At 73.3% G+C, this 12,727-nt stretch carries 14 protein-coding genes, 1 tRNA gene and 1 pseudogene; 12 read left to right on the forward strand and 4 right to left on the reverse strand.

The features are described 5' to 3' along the window. The first annotated feature begins 22 nt into the window (after nucleotides 1-22). The 6 genes from AB0J42_RS24525 to AB0J42_RS24550 all read left to right on the forward strand — a co-directional run bounded on the left by AB0J42_RS24525 (nucleotide 23) and on the right by AB0J42_RS24550 (nucleotide 5,635). Nucleotides 23-116 (forward strand) — tRNA-Sec (locus AB0J42_RS24525). Between the two features lie 182 nt (nucleotides 117-298). Then, nucleotides 299-1,402, forward strand: coding sequence for an acyl-CoA dehydrogenase family protein (locus AB0J42_RS24530; RefSeq protein WP_364298170.1), 1,104 nt, complete (start codon nucleotides 299-301; stop codon nucleotides 1,400-1,402). After that, a complete protein-coding gene (locus AB0J42_RS24535; protein WP_364298172.1) occupies nucleotides 1,399-2,238 on the forward strand; it encodes a PhnD/SsuA/transferrin family substrate-binding protein in 840 nt (279 codons plus the stop codon). The genes AB0J42_RS24530 and AB0J42_RS24535 overlap by 4 nt, the downstream gene beginning before the upstream one ends. Then, nucleotides 2,235-3,431, forward strand: coding sequence for a hypothetical protein (locus AB0J42_RS24540; protein ID WP_364298174.1), 1,197 nt, complete (start codon nucleotides 2,235-2,237; stop codon nucleotides 3,429-3,431). The genes AB0J42_RS24535 and AB0J42_RS24540 overlap by 4 nt, the downstream gene beginning before the upstream one ends. A gap of 17 nt (nucleotides 3,432-3,448) precedes the next feature. Beyond that, on the forward strand, nucleotides 3,449-4,435 hold the full coding sequence (selD, locus tag AB0J42_RS24545; RefSeq protein ID WP_364298176.1) for a selenide, water dikinase SelD: 987 nt from the start codon (nucleotides 3,449-3,451) through the stop codon (nucleotides 4,433-4,435). Nucleotides 4,436-4,621: 186 nt separating this feature from the next. Further along, nucleotides 4,622-5,635: a TerC/Alx family metal homeostasis membrane protein gene (locus AB0J42_RS24550; RefSeq protein WP_364298178.1), complete on the forward strand. Its 1,014-nt coding sequence runs from the start codon at nucleotides 4,622-4,624 to the stop codon at nucleotides 5,633-5,635. A 6-nt stretch (nucleotides 5,636-5,641) separates the two neighbouring features. On the opposite strand, the gene AB0J42_RS24555 is transcribed toward AB0J42_RS24550, so the two are convergent. After that, entirely contained in the window at nucleotides 5,642-6,274 is a 633-nt protein-coding gene (locus AB0J42_RS24555) for an MSMEG_1061 family FMN-dependent PPOX-type flavoprotein (RefSeq protein ID WP_364298180.1), read from the reverse strand. A gap of 20 nt (nucleotides 6,275-6,294) precedes the next feature. Between AB0J42_RS24555 and AB0J42_RS24560 the strand changes: the two genes are divergently transcribed. The 5 genes from AB0J42_RS24560 (at nucleotide 6,295) to AB0J42_RS24580 (ending at nucleotide 11,226) form a co-directional block, all read left to right on the forward strand. Beyond that, nucleotides 6,295-7,095: an AraC family transcriptional regulator gene (locus AB0J42_RS24560; RefSeq protein WP_364298182.1), complete on the forward strand. Its 801-nt coding sequence runs from the start codon at nucleotides 6,295-6,297 to the stop codon at nucleotides 7,093-7,095. Nucleotides 7,096-7,269: 174 nt separating this feature from the next. Then, complete coding sequence (locus tag AB0J42_RS24565) at nucleotides 7,270-8,316, forward strand: iron-siderophore ABC transporter substrate-binding protein (RefSeq protein WP_364298184.1); 1,047 nt, start codon at nucleotides 7,270-7,272, stop codon at nucleotides 8,314-8,316. 2 nt (nucleotides 8,317-8,318) lie between these two features. Then, nucleotides 8,319-9,362 carry an iron ABC transporter permease gene (locus AB0J42_RS24570; protein WP_364298256.1) on the forward strand — a complete coding sequence of 348 codons (1,044 nt, stop codon included), beginning with the start codon at nucleotides 8,319-8,321 and terminating at the stop codon, nucleotides 9,360-9,362. After that, entirely contained in the window at nucleotides 9,359-10,411 is a 1,053-nt protein-coding gene (locus AB0J42_RS24575; protein ID WP_364298186.1) for an iron chelate uptake ABC transporter family permease subunit, read from the forward strand. Before AB0J42_RS24570 ends, AB0J42_RS24575 begins: the two co-directional genes overlap by 4 nt. After that, a complete protein-coding gene (locus AB0J42_RS24580; protein ID WP_364298188.1) occupies nucleotides 10,408-11,226 on the forward strand; it encodes an ABC transporter ATP-binding protein in 819 nt (272 codons plus the stop codon). The genes AB0J42_RS24575 and AB0J42_RS24580 overlap by 4 nt, the downstream gene beginning before the upstream one ends. A gap of 16 nt (nucleotides 11,227-11,242) precedes the next feature. Here AB0J42_RS24580 and AB0J42_RS24585 read toward each other — a convergent pair whose 3' ends face one another. Next, a complete protein-coding gene (locus AB0J42_RS24585) occupies nucleotides 11,243-11,695 on the reverse strand; it encodes a MarR family transcriptional regulator (protein ID WP_364298190.1) in 453 nt (150 codons plus the stop codon). Between the two features lie 89 nt (nucleotides 11,696-11,784). Here AB0J42_RS24585 and AB0J42_RS24590 point away from each other — a divergent pair, with 89 nt between their 5' ends. After that, nucleotides 11,785-12,045 carry a hypothetical protein gene (locus AB0J42_RS24590; protein ID WP_364298192.1) on the forward strand — a complete coding sequence of 87 codons (261 nt, stop codon included), beginning with the start codon at nucleotides 11,785-11,787 and terminating at the stop codon, nucleotides 12,043-12,045. Nucleotides 12,046-12,051: 6 nt separating this feature from the next. On the opposite strand, the gene AB0J42_RS24595 is transcribed toward AB0J42_RS24590, so the two are convergent. Together AB0J42_RS24595 and AB0J42_RS24600 are read right to left on the reverse strand one after the other, a co-directional pair. Then, entirely contained in the window at nucleotides 12,052-12,453 is a 402-nt protein-coding gene (locus tag AB0J42_RS24595) for a glycosyltransferase family 9 protein (protein WP_364298194.1), read from the reverse strand. Beyond that, nucleotides 12,446-12,598: pseudogene (locus AB0J42_RS24600) on the reverse strand (glycosyltransferase family 9 protein); the annotation flags it as partial. The gene AB0J42_RS24595 and the pseudogene AB0J42_RS24600, both read right to left, overlap by 8 nt. Nucleotides 12,599-12,727: the final 129 nt, after the last annotated feature.

A 12,727-nucleotide genomic window follows, 5' to 3' on the forward strand; every position in this document is an offset into this window, starting at 1 on the left:
CCGTGCGGCTAAGGTGATCATCGGAGGCGAACAGGTGCCTGGTGGCCCTCCCGGTCTTCAAAACCGGTGGCGCCGAGTTTCTCGGCGCGGCGGGTTCGATTCCCGTCCGCCTCCGCTTCTCTTTACGGACGCATTGACTCGTACGGAATGTCGTCCTTGATCACCACCATCGTGTTTGATACGTTCCGGTCGTCGGCCCGGTATTCCGCCAGGGCAATCCGCGATTCCACTCATCAGCCGCCCTCCCCGGAGGAAGTTCCATGCTGCTGTTTTCCATAAGCGCGACCGGCGACAAGTCATGACCCCGGATCTGGCGGCCGTGATCGCCGACGTGATCGCCCCGGCCGCCGCCGGGACCGACCGGTCCGGGACCTTTCCCCGCGCCGGGATCGAGGCGCTGGGCAAAGCGGGGCTGCTCGGCCTGACCAGCGGCGCGGGCCGGGGCCTGCGCGACGCCGCCGAGGTCGTCACCGCGCTGGCCGGGGTGTGCGGCTCCACCGCGATGGTCGTGCTCATGCACTACGCGTCCGCCGCGGTGATCGAGGCCCACGGCCCCGCCGAGGTCCGCGAGGCCATCGCCGAGGGCCGCTACCTGGCCACGCTCGCGTTCTCCGAGACCGGGTCGCGCAGCCACTTCTGGGCTCCGCTGAGCACCGCGGCCGGCCGCGACGGCGAGGTCCGGCTCGACGCCCGCAAGAGCTTCGTCACCTCGGCCGGGGAGGCCGACGGCTACGTCTGGTCGAGCCGCCCGCTCGCCGCCTCCGGGCCCATGACGCTCTGGCTGGTGCCGAAGGACGCCGGAGGGCTGTCGGTCGCCGGTCCCTTCGACGGGGTGGGGCTGCGCGGCAACGCCTCCAGCCCGATGACCGCGGAGGGCGTACGGCCGCAGGCCATGCTCGGCCAGGACGGGGCCGGGCTCGACATCGCGCTGGCCACGGCGCTGCCGGCGTTCCTCGTCCTCAACGCGGCGTTCTCGCTCGGCGTCATGGACGCCCTCGTCGGCGGAGCGCACGCCCACCTGACCGGGTCGCGGCTGGAGCACCTCGGCCAGCGGCTCGCCGACCGGCCGGCCACCCGGTCGGCGTTCGCCCGCGTCGCCGCCCGCCGCGACCAGGTCCGGGTCTTCCTGGACGACACGCTGGCCGCGCTGGAGGCCGGCCGCGAGGACGCGACGATGCGCGTGCTGCAGGTCAAGGCCGTCGCCGCGGAGGCCGCGGTCGAGGTCGCCGACGAGGTCATGCGCCTGTGCGGGGGCTCGGCGCTGCGCCGGGGCGGCGCCGTCGAACGGCACTTCCGCGACTCGCTCGCGGCCCGGGTGATGGCGCCCACCACCGAGGCGCTGCATGACTTCACCGGCCGGCTCGCCTTCGGCCTGCCGCTGCTCGACGGAGACGCCGCATGACGCTGCTGATGGGCGCGGTCGCCTACGACCCCAAAGTGGTGACGATCTGGTCGGGGTTCCGCGACTGGCTGGTGCGGAACGGCCTGCCGTTCGACTTCCTGCTCTACTCCAACTACGAGCGGCAGGCCGAGGACCTGGTGGCCGGGCGGATCCACGCCGCCTGGAACTCGCCGCTGGCCTGGGTGCGCGCCCGCCGGCTGGCCGCCGCCTCCGGCGGGTCGGTGTATCCGCTGGTCATGCGCGACACCGACCGCGACCTGCGCTCGGTGGTGGTGGTCCGGGCCGACTCGCCCGTCACCGCGGTCGCCGACCTCAAGGGCAGGGTCGTCGGCGCGGGGGCGGTCGACTCCCCGCAGGCCACCTTGCTGCCGCTGCACCACCTGCGCGAGCAGGACGTCGAGTTCGAGGTCAGGCGCTTCGAGGTGGGGGTGGGCCTGCACGGCGACCACATCGGAGGGGAGCGCGACGCCGCGCGGGCGCTGCTCGCCGGCGAGGTGGACGCGGCCTGCATGATCGACGCCAGCCATCTGCTCTTCGGCCAGGAGGGCACCCTGCCCGCCGGCTCCACCCGCGTCCTCGCCGTCACCGAGCCCTACGACCACTGCAACATGACCGTCACCGGCGCCGCCCCCGCCGATCTGATCGGCGAGTTCGGGCGGCTGCTGACGGGCATGTCGTACGCCGACCCCGAGGTCCGTCCCCTCCTCGACCTGGAAGGGCTGCGGTCCTGGGCGCCGGGGCGCACCATCGGCTACGAGGCGCTGGAAGCGGCGGTCGACGCGGGCGGCTTCTACGACGCGTTCGGCCGGATCACCGCCGCGGACTACCGCCCGTGACCGGACGGGCCGTCGATCTCGAAGATCTCCGGTTCGACCAGGGCGCCCGCGTCATCCTGCGCAGGGAGCTGGCGCGGCTCCCGTCCGGCGGCCGGCTCGCTGTCACCGGCACCGACGACGCCCTCGTCGTGCACCTCGGCGCCTGGTGCCGCCGGGAGGGCCACCGGATGTCCTGCCCGGCGGAGCCCGGCCCGGTGCGTGCCTGGATCTCACCCGGCGACTCCGGCCGCGACCGCTGGGCCGGGGCGGAACGGGCCGGCGGGGCGGCCCCGTCAAGCGTGGTGGACCGCGCCCCGGCGCACTGGGGCCTGGCCGCCCGGGGCGCCCTGATCGAGCCCGGCGGCATCCCGGCCCCGTTCGACCTCGACCGCAAGGAGGCCGTCTGGGCCGACCTGGCCCCCGGCCTGTACGCGCAGGCCGCGGCCAAGCAGTGGGACCCGGCCACGGCGATCGACTGGAAAACCGACTTCACGCTCCCCCCGGAGGTGGAGTCCGCCGTCGTCCAGGTGATGACCTACCTGGTGGAGAACGAGCAGGCCGCGCTGGTCGTCCCCGCCCGGCTGCTGGCCCGGGTCCACCCCCACTTCCGCGAGGTGATGCAGCTGCTCGCCGTGCAGGCCGCCGACGAGGCCCGGCACATCGAGGTGTTCAGCCGCCGCGCCACCCTGCGCGGCGCCGAGCTCGGGACGTCCTCCGTAGGCGGGCGCGCCTCGCTCACCTCCCTACTGACCGAACCCGACTTCTCCCTGGCGTCGTTCCTGCTCTCGGTGCTGGGCGAGGGCAGCTTCCTCAACCTGCTGTCCTTCCTCGACCGGCACGCGCCGGACCCGGTGACCCGCCGGATCGCCGCCCTGGCCCACCAGGACGAGGCCCGCCACGTGGCGTTCGGCGTCGCCCACCTGGCCGAGCAGGCCCGCCGCGAGCCCGCCTTCCGGGCTAGGCTCAGAGCAGCGGTCGAGCGACGCCACGACGTGCTCGCCGACACCGCCGGGATCAACGAGGACGTCCTCGACGCCCTGACGCTGCTGGCCGCCGGCGGCTGGTCCCCGCAGGCGATCGCGCGCGGTCACGCCGCCGTCCAGCACCTGCAGAACGAGATGTACGAGGGGCGCAGGAACCGCCTCATCCGCCTCGGATTCCCGTCTGACGAGGCGGCCGAGCTCTCCGCGCTGCACACCCGTAACTTCATGTGAGCCGAAAGGGGACCGCGATGCGGCTGACACAGTACGCGCAGGGCGGCGGCTGCGCCTGCAAGATCCCGCCGGGAGAGCTGGAGGACGTGCTCGCCGGGCTGGGCGTCCCCGCCGGGGGCGAGTACGGCGGCGAACTGCTGGTCGGCCTGGAGACCGGCGACGACGCCGCCGTGGTCCGGATCGAGGACGGCACCGCCGTGGTGGCCACCGCCGACTTCTTCACCCCCGTGGTGGACGACCCCTACGACTGGGGGCGGATCGCCGCGGCCAACGCCCTGTCCGACGTGTACGCCATGGGCGGGCGGCCGCTCATCGGCGTCAACCTGCTCTCCTGGCCCCGGGACGTGCTCCCGTACGAGGTCGCCCGGCAGGTGCTGAGCGGCGGCGCGGCGGTCGCGGCCGAGGCCGGCTGCCACCTGGCGGGCGGGCACACCGTCAACGACCCCGAGCCCAAGTACGGCCTGGCGGTCACCGGCATCGCCGACCCGGATCGCCTGCTCCGCAACGACCGCGGCACGGCCGGGCTGCCGCTGACGCTGACCAAGCCGCTCGGCCTGGGCGTGCTCAACAACCGGCACAAGGCCACCGGCGAGGTGTTCAAGGAAGCCGTCGAGGTGATGACCCGGCTGAACGCCGAGGCGAGCCGGGCCGCGGTCGACGCGGGCGTCCGCTGCGCCACCGACGTCACCGGCTTCGGGCTGCTCGGCCACCTCTACAAGCTGGCGCGGGCGTCCGGGGTGTCGGCGGTGATCGACACGGCGGCGGTGCCGTACCTGGCCGGAGCCCGCGAGGCGGTGCGCGACGGCTACGTGCCCGGAGGGACCCGGCGCAACCTCGGCTGGGTCGCCCCGCACACCGACGCCGGCCGGGCCGGCGAGGAGACGCTGCTGCTGCTCGCCGACGCGCAGACCTCCGGCGGGCTGCTGCTCGCGGGGGAGGTGCCGGGCGCGCCCGTGATCGGCGAGCTCGTGCCGCGCGCCGAGAAGACCCTCATCCTGCGTTAGCCGGCCGGGCGGCGGGAAGGGGTTACAGGGCGGCCCCGGGATGCTCTACCGTGGACGCCAACGAGGGGAGTACTTCCCAAGCGCCGAATCCCGGTCAGTACGGACCTGTGGCGGGTCCTCGGGCGGCCGCCCGCGTGCGACGCGGGCGAAGGAGACCTCGAACGGACCGACGTCCGAGGAGGACTCATGCCCGCCACGACCGTTCAGCCTGCCCTCGCCCTGGACACGATCGCCACCCCCCGGCTGTGGGCGTTCACCGTCGCGGGCCTGATCGTCCTGCTCGTGCTCGACTTCATCGTGACACGCCGCCCCCACGAGGTGCGGATGCGCGAGGCCACCGGCTGGTCGGTCTTCTACCTGGCCCTTCCCCTGGTGTTCGGGGCCGGTCTGTGGATCTGGGCCGGGCCGACACCGGGGGTGGAGTTCTTCACCGGCTACGTCGTCGAGAAGTCGCTGTCGGTGGACAACCTGTTCGTGTTCATGCTGCTGCTGGCCTCCTTCGCGGTGCCGGCGGCGCTGGCCCAGCGGGTCCTGCTCTACGGGATCATCGGGGCGCTGCTGCTGCGGGCCGTCTTCATCGCGCTCGGCGCCGCCGCCCTGCAGAGCGGCACCTGGGCGTTCCTGCTGTTCGGCGCCATCCTCGTGGTGACCGCCGGCAAGGTCTTCAGGGACGCCGCCGGCGGCCGGGAGCACACCGTGGACGTCTCCTCACTCCGCTCGGTCCGGCTGGTGCGCCGGTTCGTGCCCGTGACGGACGGCTACCGGGGCTCGCGGCTCGTCGTCCGGGAGGACGGCAGGCCCGCGCTGACCCCGCTGGCGCTGGCCATCGTCGCGGTCTTCGCCACCGACATCGTCTTCGCCGTCGACTCGGTGCCCGCCGTCTACGGCGTCACCGAGGACCCCTTCCTGGTGTTCGCCACCAACGCCTTCGCCCTGCTCGGCCTCCGCGCCCTCTACTTCGTACTGCAGGGCGCGCTCAGCAGGCTCCGCTACCTCAACCACGGGCTCGCGCTCATCCTGGCGTTCATCGGCGTCAAGCTCGTCCTGCACTGGGCGCACGGCATCTGGACGTGGGTCCCCGAGATCCCGACGCTCGCCTCGCTCGGCGTCATCGTCATGGTGCTGCTCACCGTCACGCTCACCAGCGTCCGCGCCAACCACCGCGACCAGCGGCAGGCCCGTCCAGCCGGTGAGCGTTGACGGCCCCTACAGGTTGACGCGGGCGTCCAGGGCGAGGTCCTCGTCGATCTTCTCCGCCGAGATGTCCTTGAGGTTCATGTGGTCCTTGGCGATCTGACCGAGGGTGGGCAGGCTGTCGCGGGCGGGCCAGGTCTCGGGCTTCCAGAGCGCCGACCGTACGAACGCCTTGCTGCAGTGGATGTAAAGCTCCTGGACCTCCACCAGGAGAGCAAGCCGCGGCCGTCTGCCGCGCAGCACCAGGTCGTCGAAGAACGGCGCCTCCGACACCACGGTGGCGCGGCCGTTCACCCGCAGCGTCTCGTTCATCCCGGGGACGACGAAGAGCAGCCCGGCGTGGGGGTTGCGCAGCACGTTGCGGAAGCTGTCGGCGCGGTGGTTGCCCGGCCGGTCGGCGAGCACCAGCCGGTGGTCGTCGAGGACCAGCACCGAGCCGGCGGGGTCGCCGCGCGGCGAGACGTCGCACGTCCCGTCGGGGGCGGCGGTCGCCAGCAGCACCAGCGGGGAGTGGGCGATGATCTTGCGGGCGTGCCCGTCGATCCGGGCGATGTCCTTGTCCCAGATGGACTGCGCGGGCTCCTTGACGATCTCCCGGAGCTCGGCCTCGGTGGTTACCGTCCGGATTTCAGAAGGGTGGAACACGGCCTCACTATAGTGAACGCATGCCGTCCCCTAGCCCCCGGTCCGCCGCGACCGGGGAGACGCGCACGCTGCCCGTCCTCGCGCCGGGCCAGGTGGAGACGGCGTTCACCATCCTCGACTGGAGCGAGTCCTTCACCCGCGACACCACCTGGAACGAGCACTCCCACCCCTTCCACGAGCTGCTCTGGAACGAGCGGGGCGCGTCCACGGCCGTGGTGGGCTCGCGCGTCTGGACGATCACCCCGGCCCTGGGCCTGTGGATGCCGGCGGGCACGCTCCACTCCGGTTCCGCGGTCGCGGGCACCTGGTGCCGCGCCGCCTTCTTCGGCTACGGCACGATGACGCCGATCTCGCCCGCGCCCGTCGGCGTCGAGATCACGCCGCTGCTCCGGCTGCTGCTGGAACGGCTGGCCGACCCGGAGCTGCCCTCCCGGTCGCGGGAGGTGACCGAGGCGATGGTGCTCGACGTGCTCGCCCCCTCCCCGCACGAGCTGCTCGTGTACGTGCCCACCTCCGATCTGCTCCGGCCGATCGCGGAAGCGGTCAGGAAGGATCCGGGCGACCCCCGTACGCTCGCCGACTGGGCGGCCCGGCTCGGCGTGAGCGCCCGTACGATCACCAGGGCCTTCAACGCCGAGACGGGCACCAGCTTCGCGCGCTGGGTCGCCACCGTGCGCGCCCAGCACGCGGTCACGCTGCTCAGCCGGGGCTGGGCGGTGGAGGCCGTGGCCGAGCAGGTCGGCTACCGCTCGGCGAGCGCGTTCGGCGCGGCCTTCCGGCGGACGACCGGGCTGACGCCGGGGGCGTTCCGCGTCGGCTGAGCGGCGGGGCCGATGTCCCGATCGCTACAGCCGGTGTCCTGAACGGATGATTGCGACAGCTCCTCTCCTCTTTTAGAGTCCGAGCGAAGGCAAGCCTTACCTAAGTGCGAGGCTTGCGGCAGTACGGTGCGCCGCCCGTCAGGGCCTGTGCCGATCCCAAGAGTGGAGTACGGAGTGAAACGCCCCCATCGCCTGCGCGTCCTCGCCGCGGCCGCCCTCCTGCTGGGCATCGCGGCCTGCGGCGGCTCGACGCAGACCACGGCCAAGAGCAAGCCCGCCGAGAGCGCCGCCGCCGCGGACGCCTTCCCGATGACGATCGAGCACGCGCTGGGCACGACCACCATCGAGGCGAAGCCGGAACGGGTGGCCACCGTGAACTGGGCCAACCACGAGGCCCCGCTGGCCCTCGGCGTCGTCCCGGTCGGCATGGCCGCGGCCAACTTCGGCGACGACGACGATGACGGGCTCCTGCCCTGGGTGAAGCAGCGCCTGGACGAGCTCGGCGCCAAGACCCCGGTGCTCTTCGACGAGACCGACGGCATCGACTTCGAGGCCGTCGCCGACACGAAGCCGGACGTGATCCTGGCCGCCTACTCGGGCCTCACCCAGCAGGACTACGACACGCTCAGCGAGATCGCCCCCGTCGTGGCGTACCCGGACGCCCCCTGGGCCACCCCGTGGCGCGAGATCATCCGGCTCAACAGCAAGGCCATCGGCCTCGAAGCCGAGGGCGAGAAGCTGATCAGCGGCATCGAGGGCGACATCGAAGCCGCCGTCGCCAAGCACCCGCAGCTCAAGGGCAAGTCGATCATGTTCATGACGCACGTCGACCCCAACGACGTGAGCCAGGTCGGCTTCTACACCACGCACGACACCCGCACCCTGTTCTTCGAGGACCTCGGGATGAAGATCCCGGCGAGCGTCGCGGACGCATCCAAGGACACCGACAAGTTCGCCCTGACCCGCAGCGCCGAGCAGATCGACCTCTTCGACGACGTCGACATCATCACCGGCTACGGCGACGAGAAGGGCGAGCTGCTGGAGAAGATCCGCAAGGACCCGCTGCTGTCCAAGATCCCCGCCGTCGAGCGCGGCTCGATCTACCTGCTGCCCGGCAGCACGCCGCTCGGCACCGCCGCCAACCCCACCCCGCTGTCGATCTCGTGGGTGCTGGAGGACTACGTCAAGGCGCTCGCCGAGGCCGCGGACAAGGTCAAGTGACCCTGACCCGGACCGCCGCAGCCACCTGCCCGGACGCCGCCCTCGTGCGGCGTCCGGCCCGCGTCCGGGTGCTGTGGCTGCTCGTCGCGGTCCTGGCCGTGGCCGCGCTCATGGTGGCCTCGGTCGCCCTCGGCTCACGCGACGTCGCCTGGGCCGACGTCTGGGCGGCGCTCGGCGGCGCCGACCGCTCCCTCGAAGAGGCGGCGGTCACCAAGCGGATCCCGCGCACCCTGCTCGCGGTGGTCACCGGCGCCGCGCTCGGCGTGTCCGGCGCGGTCATGCAGGGCGTCACCCGCAACCCGCTGGCCGACCCCGGCATCCTGGGCGTCAACATGGGCGCCTCGCTCGCCGTCATCGTCGCCGTGGCCTACTTCGGGCTCGTCTCGCCGACCGGGTACATCTGGGTCGCGATGGGCGGGGCCGCCGCCGCGGCCGTGTTCGTGTACTCGATCGGGTCGCTGGGGCGCGGGGGAGCGACGCCGCTGAAGCTCGCCCTGGCCGGCACCGCCACCGCGGCGGCCTTCGCCTCCCTCGTCAGCGCCGTCGTCCTGCCCCGCAACGACATCGCGGGCGGCTTCCGGCTCTGGCAGATCGGCGGGGTCGGCGGCGCGTCCTACGAGCGGATCGGGCAGGTCCTGCCGTTCCTGGCGGCCGGGTTCGCCGTCTGCCTGCTGTGCGCGCGGGCGCTCAACTCGCTCGCCCTGGGCGACGAGCTCGCGGCCGGGCTGGGCGAGCGCGTCGCCGTCGTCCGGGCCACCGCCGCGCTCGGCGCCGTCGTGCTCTGCGGCGCCTCGACCGCCGTCACCGGGCCGATCGGGTTCGTGGGGCTCGTCGTCCCGCACGCCTGCCGCCTGCTGGCCGGGGTCGACCACCGCTGGCTGCTGCCCTTCTCCGCGCTGGGCGGCGCGGCGCTGCTCGTCGCCGCCGACGTGGTCGGCCGCGTGGCGGCCCGCCCGGAAGACCTGGAGGTGGGCATCGTGACCGCGCTGATCGGCGCCCCCTTCTTCATCCACATCGTCCGCCGCCAGAAAGTACGTGACCTGTGAACGCCCCCGCCGCCGCCCGGCCGGACGTCGTCCAGGCCGTCGCCCGGGGCCGCCGCCGGCGTGCCTCCCGCCGCCTCCTCATCGTCCTGACGCTCGCGGCGCTCGTCGCCGCCGGGTTCGCGGTGACGCTGATGGCGGGGCGTACCTTCTACCCGCCGGAAGACGTCGTCCGCGTCATCCTCGGCGAGCGGGTGCCCGGGGCGACCTTCACCGTCGGGCGGCTCAGGCTGCCCCGGGCCGTGCTCGCCGTAGCCGCGGGGTTCAGCTTCGGCCTGGCCGGCGTCACCTTCCAGACGATGCTCCGCAACCCGCTGGCCAGCCCCGACATCATCGGCATCAGCTCGGGCGCGAGCGCCGCGGCGGCCGTCGCGATCGTCTCGTTCTCCCTGGGCGGGCCCGAGGTGTCGGTCTTCGCCATCGTCTCCGCGCTCGCCGTGGCCATGCTGATCTACGCGCTGGCCTTCCGCGACGGCGTGGCCGGCACCCGGCTCATCCTCATCGGCATCGGCATCTCCGCGATGCTGGAGAGCCTCACCGCCTACGTCCTGTCGCGGGCCGCCGAATGGGACCTCCAGGAGGCCATGCGCTGGCTGACCGGCAGCCTCAACGGCACGACCTGGCAGCAGGTCCTGCCCGTCCTCGGCGCGCTGGCCGTCCTCGCCCCCGTCCTGCTGTCGCGGGCGCGCGACCTGTCGGCGATGCAGCTCGGCGACGACACCGCCGCGGCGCTCGGGGTCCGCGTCGAACGCAGCCGCGTCGCGGTGATCGTCGCCGCCGTCGGCCTGATCGCCTTCGCCACCGCCGCGGCCGGGCCGATCGCGTTCGTGGCCTTCCTGTCCGGCCCCATCGCGGCCCGGCTGCTCGGGCCCGGCGGCTCCCTGCTGGTGCCGGCCGGGCTCGTCGGCGCGCTGCTCGTGCTGGCCGCCGACTTCGCCGGCCAGTTCGCCTTCGGCACCCGCTTCCCGGTCGGGGTCATCACCGGCGTGCTGGGCGCGCCCTACCTCGTCTATTTGATCGTCCGTACGCACCGGGCCGGAGGCTCGATTTGACCACGTACCACACCCTCGCCGCCGAGAACCTCACGCTCGGCTACGGCGACCGCGTCGTCGTCACCTCTCTCGACCTGGCCGTGCCGCCCGGCGCCATCACCGTCGTCGTCGGCGCGAACGCCTGCGGCAAGTCGACGCTGCTGCGCTCCCTGTCCCGGCTGCTCGCGCCCCGCGAGGGCCGGGTCGTCCTGGACGGCAAGGAGGTGCACCGCACGCCCGCCAAGAAGCTCGCCCGCACGCTCGGGCTGCTGCCCCAGTCGCCTGTCGCCCCCGAAGGCATCACCGTCCTCGACCTCGTCAGCCGGGGCCGCCACCCGCACCAGGGGGTCTTCTCCCGATGGACCGCCGCCGACGACGCCGCGGTGGCGGCCGCCCTGGAGGCCACCCGCACGACGGACCTGGCCGACCGGGCCGTCGACGAGCTCTCCGGCGGCCAGCGGCAGCGCGTCTGGATCGCCATGGCGCTGGCCCAGCAGACCGACCTGCTCCTGCTCGACGAGCCCACCACGTTCCTCGACGCCAGCCACCAGATCGAGGTCCTCGACCTGCTGACCGACCTGAACCGCGACCGCGGCACCACCATCGTGATGGTCCTGCACGACCTCAACCTCGCCGCCCGCTACGCCGACCACCTCATCGCCCTGGCCGGACGCCGCCTGCACGCCAGCGGCACCCCGGCCGAGGTGCTCACCGAGGAGAACGTCCGCACCGTCTTCGGCCTCGACAGCCGCGTCATCGAGGACCCCGTCTCCGGCCGCCCCCTGGTGCTCCCCATCGGCCGCCACCACGTCCGCACGGCCCCGGCGGCCACGTAGCGGGCGCGCACCCGGGTCAGCCGATCCGGCCGGGCTCTTCGCCTCCCGCGCGCAGGCGGCCGGCGTGACGGGCCTGGTTGTGGAGCGCGCGGCGCAGGAACGTCTCGATGAGGCCGAGCTCGGCGACGCTGAACCTCTCCAGCTCGGCCCGGGCGTCGTCGGCGATCGGCCCCCAGATCTCCTGGACGGCTCCCCGCCCCCGTCCGGTCAGCCGCACCAGCACCCGGCGGCGATCCGCCGTGTCACGCGTCCGTTCGGCCAGACCGGCCCGCTCCAGCCGGTCGATAACGGTGGTGGTGGCGCCACCGGTCAGACCGGCCTCGGCCGCCAGCTCGCTCGCGGTGAGCGGGCCGCGCGCGGTCAGCCGGCTGAGGCATCTCAGGTCGGTGCGGTTGACCCCGAGACGCCGGGCCGCCAGCTCGTCGATGAGGTCGGTGGCGTCCTGCAGTTCCTGAACGGCGCTGGTCACCGCCTCGATCCTGGATTGCTTTGACAATCTAACCCTTAGAAAGTTGAATTAGTTGGGCCAGGTGCAGTCTAACTCCCCCAGAGAGCCCGATGCCACGATTCGACCTGCGGACGGTGACGCCCGACGACGTCGCAACCCTGCTGACCCTGATGGATTCCGTCCACGCGTGGCTCATCGCCCGGGCACACGGCGCTCCCGCGCTGGCCCTGGACCACTGGGCCGGCAGTCCCGAGCTGGGGCGTCTCTACGGCGAGCACGGCTACGTCAAGGTCAGCGAGTACACGGGCGAGCAAGACGGCAAGCCCGTCCGCAACGCCGTGCGCGTCCGCTTCCTGGGCACCCCCGGCTGAGCGGCATCAGTGGCCGGGGACCCGGGCCGCCGCCTCCAGCACTTCGCCGGGGGTGATGGCGAGCAGGGCCGGGCCGGGGGCGTCGGCCAGGACCTCGCGCTCGCCGTCGCCGTGCCGGAGCGCCGCGTGGATCGGCTTGTCCGGCGGACCCCACAGGCGCGGCGAGGCGGGGCCGAACAAAACCACCGAGGGGCGTTCGTAGGCGCTGGCCAGGTGCGCCACGCCGGTGTCGCCGCTGATCACGAGCGCGGCGCCGTGCACCAGGGCGGCCAGGTCGCTGAGGCCGGTGCGCCCGGCCAGGCAGGACGTGCCCGGCAGCCCGGCTTCGGTGGCGACGCTGGCGGCCAGGTTCTCGCTCGGCGGCGGAGCCGGTGACGACCACGTCGTGGCCCTGGGCGGCGAGTCCACGGGCGACGGCGGCGAACCTTCCGGGAGGCCACCGCTTGCTGCCGTACGCGGCTCCCGCGTGGACGATCGTGGCGCCGGGGGAGGGGCGAGCAGCAGGTTCGCCTCGTCGGGCCGCGCACCGTACCAGCCGGCACCACCGCGTCACCTCGTGCTCCGGCAGGCGCGGGTCCGGGCCGTTCAGGTGGCCCGCCTCCGGGCAGGCGAACGCGATCAGGCGGCGCGCGCAGGGCCAGCAGGGTGAGCACGCGGTCGAGCGTACGTGCAGGTCAGAGGG

Origin of the sequence: Nonomuraea sp. NPDC049649 (assembly GCF_040675175.1) — a bacterium.
Taxonomy (GTDB): domain Bacteria; phylum Actinomycetota; class Actinomycetes; order Streptosporangiales; family Streptosporangiaceae; genus Nonomuraea.